Genomic DNA, 14432 nt, shown 5'->3' on the forward strand with positions numbered 1-14432 from the left:
GGAAGTGTGACGGTCGGGATGAAACAGAATTTGCCTGGCGGCGATAGCGCGGTGGTCCCACCTGACCCCATGCCGAACTCAGCAGTGAAACGCCGTAGCGCCGATGGTAGTGTGGGGTCTCCCCATGTGAGAGTAGGGAACTGCCAGGCATTCAACTAGTAGACGAAGCCCTCTGTGAAAGCAGAGGGCTTTTTCACGTCTGTCGTGTTGATACAGCCGGCAGGCACGGAGGGATATCTGCCCAGCATGTCGCCGCCGGGCCAGTATCAAATAACGGTAAACCTTCAGTGGATACCGCGGTTTTTCGCTTTTTCGTAGAGTTATTATTCTTCCTCAAAATAATTTATCTGAATCAGGTAGACTATGGATATCTGAATTGCTGGGTGTTGAATATTATCATGAACTCTGCCACATCTTTAAAACAGCTCAATTCTTTCTCTCTGCCTGTCTGTGCTGCAGATGTAGTCGTTGCCAAAACTCGGGAACAGTTGATTTTTGCCTGGAATCGAGCAAAAACACTTCAGCAACCAGCCCTAATCTTAGGGGAGGGAAGCAATGTCCTTTTTCTGGAAGATTTTTCAGGTAGCGTGATCCTGAATAGAATTAAACATATTGAAATAGAAGAAAAGGATATAGCCTGGGATCTACATATAGGGGCTGGGGAAAACTGGCATCATTTGGTTGAATATACTCTGAACCGCAATATCGCCGGTCTGGAGAATCTTGCATTAATTCCTGGTTGTGTAGGTTCAGCACCTATTCAGAATATTGGAGCCTATGGCGTTGAATTAAAAAAATTTTGCTCATATGTGGATCTGTTAGATCTTAATTCTGGTATAACAAATCGGCTGACTGCAAACGAGTGTCAGTTTGGTTACCGTGAGAGTATCTTTAAGCATCAGTATCGTAATGGATTTGCAATTACTGCTGTAGGATTAAGTTTGAAAAAAGCATGGGAACCGGTATTGGAATATGGCACTTTGACTGGCCTCGATACTCAGACTATAACACCGAAGCAAATTTTTGACGCTGTGTGTAACATGCGGCGTAGTAAATTACCTGATCCTGCTATTATTGGAAATGCAGGAAGCTTTTTCAAAAATCCAGTAATTAGTGGGCAACAGGCAATCGAGTTATTAAAGAAATATCCTCTGGCTCCCCATTATCCTCAATCTGGTGGTGATGTTAAAATTGCAGCCGGATGGCTCATAGACCAATGTCATCTGAAAGGATTTCAGATTGGTGGTGCTGCTGTACATAATCAGCAGGCTCTGGTATTGATTAATCGAAATGAAGCAACGAGTCAGGATATTATCAAGCTGGCACATCATGTTTTACTTCAGGTTGCTGAGAAATTTGATATATGGTTGGAACCAGAGGTGAGGTTTATTGCCCATGATGGTGAAGTTAATGCCATGGAGGTTCTATCATGAGAGATAATACTGTTCCGCTTAAGATTATTTCCATTTTATCTGATGGAGAGTTTTACTCAGGAGAATATTTGGGTGAATTGCTGGGGATGAGCCGAGCTGCAATTAACAAACATATTCAAACTATCCGTGAATGGGGTATCGACGTATTTACTGTTACAGGTAAAGGTTATTGTTTCCCTACGAAGATGCAACTACTTAGTGAAGAGAAAATCCTGAATTCACTAAATGAAGGCCGAGTAACCGTTTTGCCTGTGATCGACTCTACAAATCAGTATCTGCTAGATCGCTTTGACTCACTCTCATCAGGTGATGCGTGTGTTGCCGAATATCAACAGGCGGGACGTGGGCGTCGTGGCAGAAGATGGTTTTCACCGTTTGGTGCCAATCTTTATTTGTCTATGTATTGGCGTCTGGAGCAAGGACCCGCTGCGGCAATAGGAGTGAGTTTGGTTATCGGCATTATTATGGCGGAAGTGTTACACAGTTTGGGTGCTGACGGTGTCCGTGTAAAATGGCCTAATGATCTTTATTTAAAGGATCGCAAATTAGCCGGAATTTTAGTCGAACTCAATGGTCGTACGGGTGATGTGGCCCATTTGGTCATCGGTGCAGGGATTAATCTATGCATGCGTGAGCCAGATTTAGATGTGATTAATCAAGGGTGGATTAATTTGCAGGAGGTTGGCGTTAATATCGACAGGAACACTCTTTCCGCTAGACTTATAACGGAATTACGTGCGGCATTAATATTATTTGAACAAAAAGGGCTTGACCCTTTTATTCATCGTTGGAAATTTCTAGATAATTTCTATAATCGTCCAGTTAAGCTGATTGTCGGTAATCGTGAAATAAAGGGTATTGATAGAGGGATTAATAGTCAGGGTGCCTTACTCCTCGAGCAGAATGAAGTAATGACGCCTTATATAGGCGGTGAGATTTCTCTGAGAGGAATGTAATTATATAAAGGGGATTGATAGCCCCTCTTATATTATTTACGCAGACTAACATATTTGACGGCATGATTTTCGCTTTTCGTCATTATTAAACTGGCTCTTTCTCGTGTGGGAAGAATATTCTGTTTAAGATTAAGACCATTAATCTCTTGCCAAAGTTGTGAAGCAATTTCTACCGCTTCTTTTTCTGTTAATTTTGCATAATTATGGAAATAAGAATCAGGGTTAGTAAAAGCTCCTTGCCTGAATTTCAGAAAGCGATTGATATACCAACTTTTTAACAATATTTCTGGTGCATCGACGTAAATAGAAAAATCAACAAAATCGGATACAAAAACGCGATGTGGATCATGAGGATAGTTCATCCCACTTTGTAGAACATTCAGCCCTTCAAGAATGAGAATGTCAGGTTGTTCTATGATTTTATAACATCCAGGTACAATATCATAAGTCAGATGGGAATAAGCAGGTGCGGTGACACGAGAATACCCGGATTTAATATCTGAAACGAATCTCACCAAACTATGCATATCATAGGATTGGGGAAATCCTTTCTTTTTCATTAGATCTTTTTCTTTGAGCACTTTGTTAGGATGTAGAAAACCATCAGTAGTAATTAATTCGACACTGCGATGTTCTGGCCAACGACTCAATAATGCTTGTAATACACGGGCAGTCGTACTTTTACCAACCGCCACACTCCCGGCAATACCAATGATATAGGGGATTTTCTGTCCATCAGTACCCAGAAATTGTTCCAGAACCGCCTGACGGCGCAGGTTAGAACTGATATAGAAATTCAGTAAACGAGATAATGGCAGGTAAATCTCAGCAACTTCATCCAAGGATAGATCTTCATTAATACCTTTAAGTTTAACTATATCCTCTTCCGTTAGTGTCAATGGCACGGAATCACGTAAGGTAGCCCATTGCTGACGATCAAATTGCAGATAAGGCGTTGCCAAAGATTGCTTTCTATTTCTCATAAATGTGCTTCTGCCTGCCAGTACAGATTAAGAAAGGGGATCTATCAGCCAGTACGTTGAGATAAGGCTCTCTGTTTCGCTGGCTAAATGGATGTCATTGTAACCTTTCTTTAAGTAATTAAGTGCATGACAGGCAGGTTACCATCAGGAGGGTAAAAAAAAGAAGCAGAAATCAGTGGGAAGATCGGTACCTTATTTCCTTAAGGTACCGGTTAATGCTAGCTCGCTAGCGATCGTTCCATACGATTAACGGCAAATAGACGCTTATAATAAATGGCTGTCGGATGGTAATAGCCATTTGGCGAGCTGGCATAGTCAGGAAGTTCTCCCAGATAGCGATACCTTTGTGAACGGTAAAAAGACTCGGCTGGGGAGCCTGCCTGAGTGTCCAGATAAAGTAATCCACGCCGGTATTGTAGCGCGGCCTTTTCAAGAGTGGAGAGTAATTGCTTACCTATTCCTTGCCTGCGAGCATGGCTATGCACAAGTAACTTTTGAATTTCAGCGCGGTTTTGCCCATTTGATTTCTGACACAGTTCAAGCTGTATACTACCCACCATACCATCAGCGTTACGCGCTATCCATAGAAGGCGTTCTCCCTCTGCAACTGAAGGCCTTAAACCATGTACATATCTTTCCGCCTCTTCATGAGAAAATGGGGTTTCGTATCCTACCGAAGCTCCTTCTGTGACAGCATTCACCAATAAGTTGGCTAACTCATAACGGTAAACCGGGAGAGTCGCGACATTAAGTAATACTATCTTCATGGAGTCTCTCCTGGATTAAGGGTTAATGATTCACTGAATTACTTCTAATAAGCAATAATCGTTCCAGTATGTAGTTAGGTAAATGACAGGGAAATTCCCTACACTATGCCAGAGAGCATTGTATCAGGGTGTGCAGTTGCCTCCTTTTGGTGCGGGGAAGATATATGCAATGGGGCATGACTGGTTTTCGGTTTTGATATGAATGCGGTATTTTTCTGTATCGAATTCTCTCTTGTCGCTTATTTGCACAAATCATTGGCGGCAATGTGAAACAACGTTCATTTTTGTGCAAAATATAATCGATAGTGCATTTTCCGCAATTTTTTTGTTGCATAGGCGGTTCTGTCTACCTAGAATGCGCAGCACTTGATGCCGGCTTAGCTCAGTAGGTAGAGCAACTGACTTGTAATCAGTAGGTCGCCAGTTCGATTCCGGCAGCCGGCACCATCAAGTATAGTAATCAGGTGGGGTTCCCGAGCGGCCAAAGGGAGCAGACTGTAAATCTGCCGTCACAGACTTCGAAGGTTCGAATCCTTCCCCCACCACCAAATCCAATCCGGTAATAGGATAAAATCGATACGGTATATATTCAAAAGCCGAATCGAAAAAGTAGAGTATAAGTTGTACTTTGCTTTTGTAGAGTTTACGGAGAAGTCAGGTAGCCGAGTTCTAGGATGCGGGCATCGTATAATGGCTATTACCTCAGCCTTCCAAGCTGATGATGTGGGTTCGATTCCCACTGCCCGCTCCATAATGTGCTGATATAGCTCAGTTGGTAGAGCGCACCCTTGGTAAGGGTGAGGTCGGCAGTTCGAATCTGCCTATCAGCACCACTCCTTTATTTTCCTCCTGATTTTTTTCTGTTAAAAACTTAACAAGTGATTACTTGGTTAATGTGGTGATACCACCGATTTATCCGTGTCTTAGAGGGACAATCGATGTCTAAAGAAAAATTTGAACGTACAAAACCGCACCTTAACGTCGGTACTATCGGCCACGTTGACCATGGTAAAACAACGCTGACCGCTGCTATCACAAGTGTTCTGGCTAAAACCTACGGTGGCCAGGCTCGTGCATTCGACCAAATCGACAACGCGCCGGAAGAAAAAGCACGTGGTATCACCATCAACACTTCTCATGTTGAATATGATACCCCGACTCGTCACTACGCACACGTTGACTGCCCAGGACATGCTGACTATGTGAAAAACATGATCACCGGTGCTGCCCAGATGGATGGCGCGATCCTGGTGGTTGCCGCGACTGACGGCCCGATGCCTCAGACTCGTGAGCACATCCTGCTGGCTCGTCAGGTTGGTGTTCCGTATATCATCGTGTTCCTGAACAAATGTGACATGGTTGATGACGAAGAACTGCTGGAACTGGTAGAGATGGAAGTGCGTGAGCTGCTGTCTCAGTACGATTTCCCAGGTGATGACACTCCGGTAATTCGCGGTTCTGCGCTGAAAGCACTGGAAGGCGACGCTGAGTGGGAAGCCAAAATCATTGAGCTGGCGGAAGCCCTGGATTCCTATATTCCAGAACCTGAACGTGCGATTGACAGACCGTTCCTGCTGCCGATCGAAGATGTATTCTCCATCTCTGGTCGTGGTACGGTAGTGACGGGTCGTGTAGAACGCGGCGTCATCAAAGTGGGTGAAGAAGTTGAAATCGTGGGTATCAAAGACACCACGAAAACCACGTGTACTGGTGTTGAAATGTTCCGTAAATTGCTGGACGAAGGCCGTGCGGGTGAGAACGTTGGTGTTCTGCTGCGCGGTACGAAGCGTGATGAAGTGGAACGTGGTCAGGTACTGGCTAAACCGGGTTCAATCAAGCCGCATACGCAGTTTGAATCAGAAGTTTATATTCTGAGCAAAGATGAAGGTGGCCGTCATACGCCGTTCTTCAAAGGCTATCGTCCACAGTTCTATTTCCGTACGACGGATGTTACGGGAACGATTGAACTGCCAGAAGGCGTAGAGATGGTAATGCCGGGCGACAACATCAAGATGGTAGTAAACCTGATTGCGCCAATCGCAATGGATGACGGTTTGCGTTTTGCTATCCGTGAAGGCGGCCGTACAGTAGGTGCTGGCGTTGTTGCTAAAGTTATCGCTTAATTGCTGATAAAATTTGACGCGACATGCGGTAAAAGGGCATCATTTGATGCCCTTTTTCTACGCTGTCATGGTAGAACCTATCTCATCAGCGATTGTGAAGTATAATCATTGGTGAGATAGGCTCTGTAGAAACGGCGTAAATCCCGAATTGTTTTATTCAAGAACAGTTTTCGGTCTGGTTTGCCCTAGATTGCAGGGCAAAGATTATTTGTCTGAATTATTGTGACAGGTTGGTTTATGAGTGCGAATACTGAAGCGCAGGGCAGCGGGCGTGGCCTGGAGATGTTTAAATGGCTGGTAGTAGCTGTTTTACTGGTCGCTGCTATTGTAGGTAACTATTACTACCGAGAGTTCAGTTTACCGCTACGTGCATTGGTTGTTGTCATCCTAATTGCTATTGCTGGTGGTATAGCGTTACTTACTACCAAAGGTAAGGCAACAGTCCTGTTTGCTCGTGAAGCTCGTACCGAGGTACGTAAGGTCATATGGCCAACACGCCAGGAAACGCTACACACTACGCTGATTGTTGCTGCAGTTACTGCCGTTATGTCACTGATTCTCTGGGGATTGGACGGTATCTTGGTCCGTCTGGTGTCGTTGATTACTGGCCTGAGGTTCTAAAATGTCTGAAGCTCCAAAGAAACGTTGGTACGTCGTTCAGGCGTTTTCTGGTTTTGAAAGTCGTGTTGCCCAATCATTGCGTGAACACATTAAACTTCAGAACATGGAAGATCATTTTGGTGAAGTGATGGTCCCAACAGAAGAAGTGGTGGAAATCCGTGGTGGACAGCGCCGTAAAAGTGAGCGCAAATTTTTCCCCGGTTATGTGTTGGTGCAGATGACAATGGATGACGCTAGCTGGCATTTGGTACGTAGCGTGCCGCGTGTCATGGGATTCATTGGCGGAACATCTGACCGTCCGGCACCTATTAGTGACAAAGAAGTCGATGCCATTATGAATCGCCTGCAACAGGTTGGTGATAAACCGCGTCCGAAAACGTTATTTGAGCCGGGTGAAATGGTTCGTGTTAATGATGGTCCGTTTGCCGATTTTAACGGTGTGGTCGAAGAAGTTGATTACGAGAAAAGCCGCCTGAAAGTATCTGTTTCTATCTTTGGTCGTGCAACGCCGGTAGAGTTGGACTTTGGCCAGGTTGAGAAAGGCTAGTAACGCCTTCGTTGAATAAAAATTGCTGCTTGTATCTGGCGCGAAATTGACCTACAATTTCGCGCCTTTGTTTTATGTGCCAGCAGGCACATAATATAAACTGTCTATAACTGCGGGGAGCTTTATTTTTAAAGCGCTATTACCCATTCGAGGAAAGTTAAATGGCCAAGAAAGTTCAAGCCTACGTTAAGCTGCAGGTTGCAGCTGGTATGGCTAACCCGAGCCCGCCAGTCGGTCCGGCTTTGGGTCAGCAGGGTGTTAATATCATGGAATTCTGTAAGGCATTCAATGCTAAGACTGACAGCGTTGAAAAAGGCCTGCCGATTCCGGTTGTTATCACTGTTTATTCTGACCGTTCCTTCACCTTCGTTACCAAAACGCCGCCAGCTGCAGTGCTGTTGAAAAAAGCGGCTGGTATCAAGTCTGGTTCCGGTAAACCGAACAAAGACAAAGTCGGTAAAGTAACCCGTGCTCAGGTACGTGAAATCGCAGAAACCAAAGCTGCGGACATGACTGGTGCTGACGTGGAGGCCATGTCGCGCTCCATTGAAGGTACTGCTCGTTCCATGGGCCTGGTAGTGGAGGATTAATAAATGGCTAAGCTGACCAAGCGCATGCGCGTGATCCGTGAAAAAGTTGATGTGACCAAACAATATGACATCAACGAAGCTGTTGCTCTGCTCAAAGAGCTGGCCACCGCTAAATTTGTCGAAAGTGTGGATGTTGCTGTTAATCTCGGCATCGATGCACGTAAATCTGATCAGAACGTACGTGGTGCAACTGTTCTGCCGCATGGCACTGGACGTACTGTACGTGTCGCTGTGTTTGCTCAAGGTGCAAACGCTGAAGCGGCTAAAGCTGCTGGCGCTGACCTGATAGGTATGGACGATCTGGCTGATCAGATCAAAAAAGGCGAAATGAATTTTGACGTAGTTATCGCTTCTCCGGATGCAATGCGCGTTGTCGGCCAATTAGGCCAGATTCTGGGACCACGTGGTCTGATGCCAAACCCGAAAGTGGGTACTGTGACGCCTAACGTTGCTGAAGCAGTTAAAAATGCTAAAGCCGGTCAGGTTCGTTACCGTAACGACAAGAACGGTATCATCCATACTACGATAGGTAAGGTTGATTTCGATTCTGACAAACTGAAAGAAAACCTGGAGTCTCTGTTGATTGCGCTGAAAAAAGCGAAACCAGCTCAGGCGAAAGGCGTGTACATCAAGAAAGTCAGCCTGTCGACCACGATGGGTGCTGGTGTTGCCATCGATCAGAGTGGCCTGAACGCTGTTGCAGGCTGATAGCGTTTGTTTTTCTTTACCGGGACGTGAGATTTCTTTATAATCTTACGCCCGTTGTTCCATTAAGGAACAAAAACGAATTTTCGGTTGGAGCCTGGCCTAATCCAGGCCTCCGTCCAAGACCGCAGGTGTTTCGTAAGAAACTTAATCTTCCTGCGTAGACGGTGACAGAGCCTAAAGAACATTTTTTCTTTATTTTTATAGAAATAGTCTTTGCTGGATTCTGCTCACCGTGTTTTAACGCCTGTTCGCTATTTTGGTGTCAGGTGAAGTGAGTTCCGGAGAATTTCTCCGGCTAAATCCAGGAGCAAAAGCTAATGGCATTAAATCTTCAAGACAAACAAGCGATTGTTGCTGAAGTCAGTGAAGTGGCCAAAGGCGCGCAGTCTGCGGTTGTTGCGGATTCTCGTGGCGTTACCGTAGATAAAATGACCGAACTGCGTAAAGCAGGTCGTGACGCTGGCGTATACATGCGTGTTGTTCGCAACACCCTGCTGCGTCGCATCGTTGAAGGCACTCAATTTGAATGCCTGAAAGACACGTTTGTTGGTCCAACCTTGATTGCATATTCTATGGAACACCCGGGTGCTGCTGCCCGTTTGTTCAAAGAGTTCGCCAAAGCGAATGCAAAATTTGAGGTTAAAGCTGCAGCCTTTGAAGGTGAGTTGATTCCGGCGGCTCAAATTGACCGTCTGGCAACGCTGCCGACTTACGAAGAAGCACTGGCACGTCTGATGTCGACCATGAAAGAAGCCGCTGCCGGCAAACTGGTCCGCACTCTGGCTGCTGTTCGCGACCAGAAAGAAGCTGCTTAATTGCACTTTTTCTGTATCGGATTTGCTAACGTATAAACTATTTCTGATTCTTAGGAACAATTGTTATGTCTATCACTAAAGACCAAATTCTGGAAGCAGTAGCAGCGATGTCTGTTATGGACGTTGTTGATCTGGTTTCTGCAATGGAAGAAAAATTCGGCGTTTCTGCTGCGGCTGCTGTAGCTGTTGCTGCTGCGGGTCCGGCTGAAGCTGCTGAAGAAAAAACTGAGTTCGATGTTATCCTGTCTGCTATCGGTGCTAACAAAGTTGCGGTTATCAAAGCCGTTCGTAGCGCAAGTGGCCTGGGCCTGAAAGAAGCCAAAGATCTGGTTGAATCTGCACCGGCTGTTGTTAAAGAAGCTATCAGCAAAGATGACGCTGAAGCTCTGAAAAAATCCCTGGAAGAAGCTGGTGCTTCTGTTGAAGTTAAATAAGTTTAACTTCCAGGTTGCAGCCTGACTTAATCAGGCTGGCGGCTGGTGACTTTTGGGTCACCAGCCTTTTTGCGCTGTAGGGAGTCAGTGGTGTTCCACACTGTTTGACCACTGATTAGCCCACAATATTTTTTTCTATCGACGACTTAATATATTGCACTTCTTGTTAGAGCTTTTCTCTGTACACGGTGTAATGAAATGATTTAAGAGTGATAGAAATAAATATTGCGGAAAGTGTTCCATTTTCCGATCGATATAAACGGTGTTGTATGAACTGTCCTTTTTATTTAGGACGGACAGAGTGGTTCGACTTTTCAGCGAGTTGAGGAACCCTATGGTTTACTCCTATACCGAGAAAAAACGTATTCGTAAGGATTTTGGTAAACGTCCGCAAGTGTTGGACATACCTTATCTCCTTTCTATCCAGCTTGACTCGTTCCAGAAGTTCATCGAGCAAGATCCGGAAGGTCAGTACGGATTGGAAGCAGCATTCCGTTCTGTTTTCCCAATTAAGAGTTACAGCGGCAATTCAGAGCTGCAATACGTTAGCTATCGCTTAGGCGAGCCGGTGTTTGACGTTAAAGAGTGTCAAATCCGTGGTGTAACGTTTTCTGCCCCGCTGCGTGTGAAGTTGCGTCTGGTGATCTACGAGCGCGAAGCGCCGGAAGGCACCGTTAAAGATATTAAAGAACAAGAAGTTTACATGGGCGAAATTCCGCTCATGACAGAAAACGGCACCTTTGTCATTAACGGTACTGAGCGCGTTATCGTATCTCAGTTGCACCGTAGTCCAGGTGTGTTCTTTGACAGCGACAAGGGTAAAACCCACTCTTCCGGTAAGGTGCTGTATAACGCACGTATTATTCCTTACCGTGGTTCCTGGCTGGATTTTGAATTCGACCCGAAAGACAATCTGTTTGTCCGTATCGACCGTCGCCGTAAATTGCCTGCGACCATCATTCTGCGTGCATTGAGTTACTCTACCGAAGAAATTCTGAATTTGTTCTTCGACAAAGTAGCCTATGAAATCGACAACAATAAGTTGCAGATGGAACTGGTGCCAGAGCGCTTACGTGGCGAAACTGCTTCTTTTGATATTGAAGCGAATGGCAAGGTCTACATTGAAAAAGGCCGTCGTATCACGGCTCGCCATATCCGTCTGTTAGAAAAAGATGGCATTGAGCGTATTGAAGTACCGGTGGAATACATTGCCGGTAAAGTATTGGCTAAAGATTATATTGATGTCGGCACGGGTGAAGTGATCGCTATGGCGAACATGGAACTGTCGCTGGATTTGCTGGCTAAACTGAGCCAGGCAGGCCACAAACATATCGAAACGCTGTTTACCAATGATCTTGATCATGGCCCGTATATGTCTGAGACACTGCGTGTCGACCCAACCAGTGATCGTTTGAGTGCATTGGTTGAAATTTACCGCATGATGCGTCCGGGTGAGCCACCGACACGTGAAGCGGCTGAAACGCTGTTTGAAAACCTGTTCTTCTCTGAAGATCGTTATGATCTGTCGGCGGTTGGTCGTATGAAGTTCAACCGTTCTTTGCTGCGTGAGGAGATCGAAGGCTCCGGTATCCTGAGCAAAGAAGACATCATCGAAGTGATGAAGAAGCTCATCGATATCCGTAACGGTAAAGGTGAGGTGGATGATATCGACCACCTGGGTAACCGTCGTATCCGTTCTGTTGGTGAAATGGCTGAAAACCAGTTCCGTGTGGGTCTGGTGCGTGTTGAGCGTGCGGTGAAAGAACGCCTGTCATTGGGCGATCTGGACACATTAATGCCGCAGGATATGATCAATGCCAAGCCGATTTCTGCTGCAGTAAAAGAGTTCTTCGGTTCCAGTCAGTTGTCTCAATTTATGGATCAGAACAACCCACTGTCTGAAATTACGCATAAGCGTCGTATTTCTGCTTTGGGCCCTGGCGGTCTGACCCGTGAACGTGCGGGCTTTGAAGTTCGAGACGTACATCCGACACACTATGGTCGTGTATGTCCTATCGAGACACCTGAAGGTCCTAACATCGGTCTGATTAACTCGTTGTCTGTATATGCACAGACTAACGAATATGGTTTCCTGGAAACCCCGTATCGTCGTGTTCGTGATGATGTGGTGACAGATGAAATTCATTACCTGTCCGCGATTGAAGAAGGCAATTACGTTATTGCCCAGGCGAACACCAATCTGGACGAAGAAGGCCATTTCATAGATGAATTGGTTACTTGTCGTAACAAAGGCGAATCCAGCCTGTTTAGCCGCGATCAAGTTGACTATATGGACGTTTCCACCCAGCAGGTGGTTTCTGTCGGTGCATCACTGATTCCGTTCCTGGAACACGATGACGCCAACCGTGCATTGATGGGTGCGAACATGCAACGTCAGGCGGTACCGACTCTGCGTGCTGATAAGCCGCTGGTAGGCACTGGCATGGAGCGTGCGGTAGCGGTGGACTCTGGTGTAACTTCCGTTGCCAAACGTGGTGGTACCGTTCAGTACGTAGATGCTTCCCGTATTGTGATCAAGGTTAACGAAGATGAAATGTATCCGGGCGAAGCCGGCATTGATATCTATAACCTGACTAAATATACCCGTTCCAACCAGAACACTTGTATCAACCAGATGCCTTGCGTATCACTGGGTGAGCCGGTTGAACGCGGTGATGTGTTGGCTGACGGCCCGTCTACCGACCTGGGTGAATTGGCTCTGGGTCAAAACATGCGCGTGGCGTTCATGCCGTGGAATGGTTACAACTTCGAAGACTCCATTCTCGTATCCGAGCGTGTAGTGCAGGAAGATCGCTTCACGACTATCCATATTCAGGAACTGGCATGTGTATCCCGTGATACCAAGTTAGGGCCTGAAGAGATTACTGCGGATATCCCGAATGTGGGTGAAGCAGCGCTCTCCAAACTGGATGAGTCCGGCATTGTTTATATCGGTGCTGAAGTGACCGGTGGTGATATTCTGGTGGGTAAAGTAACGCCGAAAGGCGAAACTCAACTGACGCCGGAAGAGAAGCTGCTGCGAGCCATCTTTGGTGAAAAAGCGTCTGACGTTAAAGATTCGTCACTGCGTGTGCCAAACGGTGTTTCCGGCACGGTTATCGATGTTCAGGTCTTTACCCGCGATGGCGTGGAAAAAGACAAACGTGCGCTGGAAATCGAAGAAATGCAGTTGAAGCAGGCCAAAAAAGACCTGACGGAAGAGCTGCAGATTCTGGAAGCCGGCCTGTTTGCCCGTATTCACTACGTGCTGGTTGCCGGTGGCATTGAAGCAGAGAAATTGGACAAACTGCCGCGTGAGCGTTGGCTGGAACTGGGTTTGACTGATGAAGAGAAGCAAAATCAGTTAGAACAGTTGGCGGAGCAGTATGACGAATTGAAGCACGAGTTCGAGAAAAAACTCGAAGCTAAACGTCGCAAGATCACTCAAGGTGATGATTTGGCTCCGGGCGTACTGAAGATCGTTAAGGTGTACCTGGCGGTTAAACGTCAGATTCAGCCAGGCGACAAGATGGCTGGTCGCCACGGTAACAAGGGTGTTATCTCCAAGATCAACCCGATCGAAGATATGCCTTACGATGAAAACGGCACGCCGGTAGATATCGTACTTAACCCGCTGGGCGTACCATCACGTATGAACATCGGTCAGATTCTGGAAACCCATTTGGGTATGGCTGCGAAAGGTATTGGTGACAAGATTAATGCCATGCTGAAGCAGCAGGAAGAAGTATCCAAATTGCGTGAATTTATCCAGAAAGCCTATGATCTGGGTAATGACGTTCGCCAGAAAGTTGACTTGAACACCTTTACCGATGAAGAAGTACTGAGGCTGGCGGAAAACCTGAAAAAAGGTATGCCTATCGCCACACCGGTATTTGACGGTGCCAAAGAAAGCGAGATTAAAGAATTGCTGAAACTGGGTGATCTGCCGACTTCCGGTCAGATTACGTTGTTCGATGGTCGAACTGGTGAGCAATTCGAGCGCTCGGTTACTGTGGGCTACATGTACATGCTGAAACTGAACCATTTGGTGGATGACAAGATGCATGCCCGTTCTACCGGCTCTTATAGTCTGGTTACTCAGCAGCCGTTGGGTGGTAAGGCGCAGTTCGGTGGTCAGCGCTTCGGTGAGATGGAAGTGTGGGCGCTGGAAGCTTACGGTGCAGCCTATACTCTGCAGGAAATGCTGACGGTGAAATCTGATGACGTGAATGGCCGTACCAAGATGTATAAAAACATCGTGGATGGTGATCACCGGATGGAACCAGGCATGCCGGAGTCCTTCAATGTGTTGTTGAAAGAAATCCGTTCGCTGGGTATCAACATCGAGCTGGAAGAAGATTAATTAAAGCCCGATCGCGTTGCTGGCATTCGTTACAGAGACACCTGAATTTCGGTTCAGGTGTCTAACAGGTCTAACTCCGACAGGAGCCAATC

General features: G+C 46.3%; 12 protein-coding genes, 4 tRNA genes and 1 rRNA gene. 15 read left to right on the top strand and 2 right to left on the bottom strand.

Features of this window, described 5'->3' with window-relative positions:
- Nucleotides 1–33 precede the first annotated feature (33 nt).
- From rrf to birA, 3 genes are all read left to right on the top strand, one after another.
- Nucleotides 34–149: ribosomal RNA gene (gene rrf / locus PCO85_01315) — 5S ribosomal RNA — on the top strand.
- A gap of 246 nt (nt 150–395) precedes the next feature.
- Nucleotides 396–1433: a UDP-N-acetylmuramate dehydrogenase gene (gene murB, locus PCO85_01320; protein ID WJV55958.1), complete on the top strand. Its 1038-nt coding sequence runs from the start codon at nt 396–398 to the stop codon at nt 1431–1433.
- Nucleotides 1430–2389, top strand: coding sequence for a bifunctional biotin--[acetyl-CoA-carboxylase] ligase/biotin operon repressor BirA (gene birA, locus PCO85_01325; protein WJV54159.1), 960 nt, complete (start codon nt 1430–1432; stop codon nt 2387–2389). Before murB ends, birA begins: the two co-directional genes overlap by 4 nt.
- Nucleotides 2390–2421: 32 nt before the next feature.
- On the opposite strand, the gene coaA is transcribed toward birA, so the two are convergent.
- Both coaA and PCO85_01335 read right to left on the bottom strand, forming a co-directional pair.
- Nucleotides 2422–3372, bottom strand: coding sequence for a type I pantothenate kinase (gene coaA / locus PCO85_01330; GenBank protein ID WJV54160.1), 951 nt, complete (start codon nt 3370–3372; stop codon nt 2422–2424).
- Between the two features lie 218 nt (nt 3373–3590).
- A complete protein-coding gene (locus tag PCO85_01335; protein WJV54161.1) occupies nt 3591–4139 on the bottom strand; it encodes a GNAT family N-acetyltransferase in 549 nt (182 codons plus the stop codon).
- A 371-nt stretch (nt 4140–4510) separates the two neighbouring features.
- Here PCO85_01335 and PCO85_01340 point away from each other — a divergent pair.
- The 12 genes from PCO85_01340 (at nt 4511) to rpoB (ending at nt 14340) form a co-directional block, all read left to right on the top strand.
- Nucleotides 4511–4586: transfer RNA gene (locus tag PCO85_01340), tRNA-Thr, on the top strand.
- Between the two features lie 16 nt (nt 4587–4602).
- Nucleotides 4603–4687: transfer RNA gene (locus tag PCO85_01345), tRNA-Tyr, on the top strand.
- A 128-nt stretch (nt 4688–4815) separates the two neighbouring features.
- Nucleotides 4816–4890, top strand: a tRNA-Gly gene (locus PCO85_01350).
- A 6-nt stretch (nt 4891–4896) separates the two neighbouring features.
- Nucleotides 4897–4972: transfer RNA gene (locus PCO85_01355), tRNA-Thr, on the top strand.
- A gap of 105 nt (nt 4973–5077) precedes the next feature.
- Nucleotides 5078–6262 carry an elongation factor Tu gene (tuf, locus tag PCO85_01360; protein WJV54162.1) on the top strand — a complete coding sequence of 395 codons (1185 nt, stop codon included), beginning with the start codon at nt 5078–5080 and terminating at the stop codon, nt 6260–6262.
- 237 nt (nt 6263–6499) lie between these two features.
- Nucleotides 6500–6883, top strand: a complete 384-nt coding sequence (secE, locus tag PCO85_01365) for a preprotein translocase subunit SecE (protein WJV54163.1) — start codon at nt 6500–6502, stop codon at nt 6881–6883.
- Between the two features lies 1 nt (nt 6884).
- A complete protein-coding gene (nusG, locus tag PCO85_01370; GenBank protein ID WJV54164.1) occupies nt 6885–7430 on the top strand; it encodes a transcription termination/antitermination protein NusG in 546 nt (181 codons plus the stop codon).
- Between the two features lie 161 nt (nt 7431–7591).
- Nucleotides 7592–8020 carry a 50S ribosomal protein L11 gene (gene rplK / locus PCO85_01375; protein ID WJV54165.1) on the top strand — a complete coding sequence of 143 codons (429 nt, stop codon included), beginning with the start codon at nt 7592–7594 and terminating at the stop codon, nt 8018–8020.
- A gap of 3 nt (nt 8021–8023) precedes the next feature.
- Nucleotides 8024–8728, top strand: a complete 705-nt coding sequence (gene rplA / locus PCO85_01380; protein WJV54166.1) for a 50S ribosomal protein L1 — start codon at nt 8024–8026, stop codon at nt 8726–8728.
- A gap of 317 nt (nt 8729–9045) precedes the next feature.
- On the top strand, nt 9046–9543 hold the full coding sequence (rplJ, locus tag PCO85_01385; protein ID WJV54167.1) for a 50S ribosomal protein L10: 498 nt from the start codon (nt 9046–9048) through the stop codon (nt 9541–9543).
- A 65-nt stretch (nt 9544–9608) separates the two neighbouring features.
- Nucleotides 9609–9977 carry a 50S ribosomal protein L7/L12 gene (rplL, locus tag PCO85_01390; protein WJV54168.1) on the top strand — a complete coding sequence of 123 codons (369 nt, stop codon included), beginning with the start codon at nt 9609–9611 and terminating at the stop codon, nt 9975–9977.
- 334 nt (nt 9978–10311) lie between these two features.
- Nucleotides 10312–14340, top strand: a complete 4029-nt coding sequence (rpoB, locus tag PCO85_01395) for a DNA-directed RNA polymerase subunit beta (protein WJV54169.1) — start codon at nt 10312–10314, stop codon at nt 14338–14340.
- Nucleotides 14341–14432: the final 92 nt, after the last annotated feature.

The sequence above is a fragment of the Prodigiosinella aquatilis genome (assembly GCA_030388725.1).
GTDB classification, from domain to species: Bacteria; Pseudomonadota; Gammaproteobacteria; order Enterobacterales; family Enterobacteriaceae; genus Prodigiosinella; species Prodigiosinella aquatilis.